This window comes from Mesorhizobium sp. M7A.F.Ca.US.014.04.1.1 (assembly GCF_003998745.1).
GTDB lineage: Bacteria > Pseudomonadota > Alphaproteobacteria > Rhizobiales > Rhizobiaceae > Mesorhizobium > Mesorhizobium ciceri.
Window position 1 is genome coordinate 1 of sequence record NZ_RZRW01000874.1, and the last position, 1,729, is coordinate 1,729.

General features: G+C 63.4%; 1 protein-coding gene and 1 pseudogene. One reads left to right on the top strand and one right to left on the bottom strand.

What is annotated here, in order from left to right:
- A pseudogene (locus EOA22_RS32580) lies at positions 1–203 on the bottom strand (hypothetical protein); the annotation flags it as partial.
- An 80-nt stretch (positions 204–283) separates the two neighbouring features.
- Here EOA22_RS32580 and EOA22_RS32585 point away from each other — a divergent pair.
- Positions 284–1,729 (top strand): hydantoinase/oxoprolinase family protein (locus EOA22_RS32585; protein ID WP_281040810.1); only part of this gene is annotated, 1,446 nt, incomplete at its 3' end.

Genomic DNA, 1,729 nt, shown 5'->3' on the forward strand with positions numbered 1-1,729 from the left:
GTGGTGGTGTTGTCCGTACCGCTGTCACTGCAGGCGGCGACGCCAAGCAAAGCCAAACCGGAAACGGACGCGAGAATGAGCTTTTTCATTTGTCTCTCCTTCAACACACGCTCACGTTGCCGTGAGCGGTCGAAGGACAAATGCGTCAGCCGGCCATGAGTTTCGTAACGTTGCGTTTCCGCATGTAACATCGTCTGGTTCATTTGCGATTGCCGCTCAGGCCGTAGCGAACTAACAGCATGTGCCGAAACACCGATCGAACAGAAGAGCGCCAGGGGCTGTCATGACCGAAAAATGGGATTTCTGGATCGACCGCGGCGGCACATTCACCGATATCATCGGCCGAGATCCGGAGGGCGGGCTGCACCCGCGCAAGCTTCTCTCCGAAAATCCCGAAGCCTATAACGATGCCGCCATCCAGGGCATTCGCGACCTTCTTGGCTTGTCGGCCGGCGACACGATCCCGAGCGGCCTGATCGGCGACATCAAGATGGGCACCACGGTCGCCACAAATGCGCTGCTGGAGCGCAAGGGCGACCGCGTGCTTTTGCTCATCACCAAGGGCTTCCGCGATGCGCTGAAGATCGCCTACCAGGCGCGCCCGGACATCTTCGCCAAGGAGATCATCCTTCCCGAACAGCTCTACGAGCGCGTCATCGAAATCAACGAGCGTGTGCGCGCCGATGGCTGCGTCGAACAATTGCTCGATATCGCCGCCTGCCGGCCGGCGATCGAACAGGCCAGGGCCGATGGCATCGATGCGGTCGCCATCGTCTTCATGCACGCCTGGAAATACCCCGAGCACGAGAAGGCGGTGGCGAAAGTCTGCCGCAAACTCGGTTTCAGCCAGGTCTCGGTCAGCCATGAGGTCTCGCCGCTGATCAAGCTGGTCGGCCGCGGCGACACCGCGGTGGTCGACGCCTATTTGTCGCCGATCCTATCGCGCTATGTGCAAAGGGTGGCGGGAGAGTTGGGTGCGGCGCCAAGCTCCCCTCTTGTGGGGGAGAGCGATCGATTCCCCCGCCTGATGTTCATGATGTCGTCGGGCGGTCTCACCGCCGCCGACATGTTCCAGGGCAAGGACGCACTGCTGTCAGGACCAGCCGGCGGTGTCGTCGGCATGGTCGAGACGGCCAGGCTCGCCGGCTTCGACAAGGTCATCGGTTTCGACATGGGCGGCACCTCGACCGACGTCGCTCACTATGACGGCGAATATGAGCGCGCCTTCGACACCGAGGTCGCCGGCGTGCGCATCCGCGCGCCGATGATGCGCATCCATACCGTCGCCGCCGGCGGCGGCTCGATCCTGCATTACGAGGCCGGCCGCTTCCGGGCCGGGCCGGATTCGGCTGGCGCCAATCCCGGCCCGGCAGCTTACCGGCGCGGCGGCCCGCTCGCCGTCACCGACGCCAATGTGATGCTGGGCAAGCTGCAGCCCGATTTCTTCCCGGCCATTTTCGGACCCGGCCAGGACCAGACGCTCGACGTCGAGACGGTACGGGCAAAATTCGCCGCACTCGCCGCCGAAATCGGCGACGGCCGGTCGCCCGAGTCTGTCGCCGAGGGCTTCGTCACCATCGCCGTCGAAAACATGGCCAATGCCATCAAGAAGATCTCCGTGCAGCGCGGCTACGACGTCACCGAATATCTCTTGAACTGTTTTGGCGGCGCCGGCGGCCAGCACGCTTGCCTGGTCGCCGATGCGCTCGGCATGGAAGCGGTGCTGATC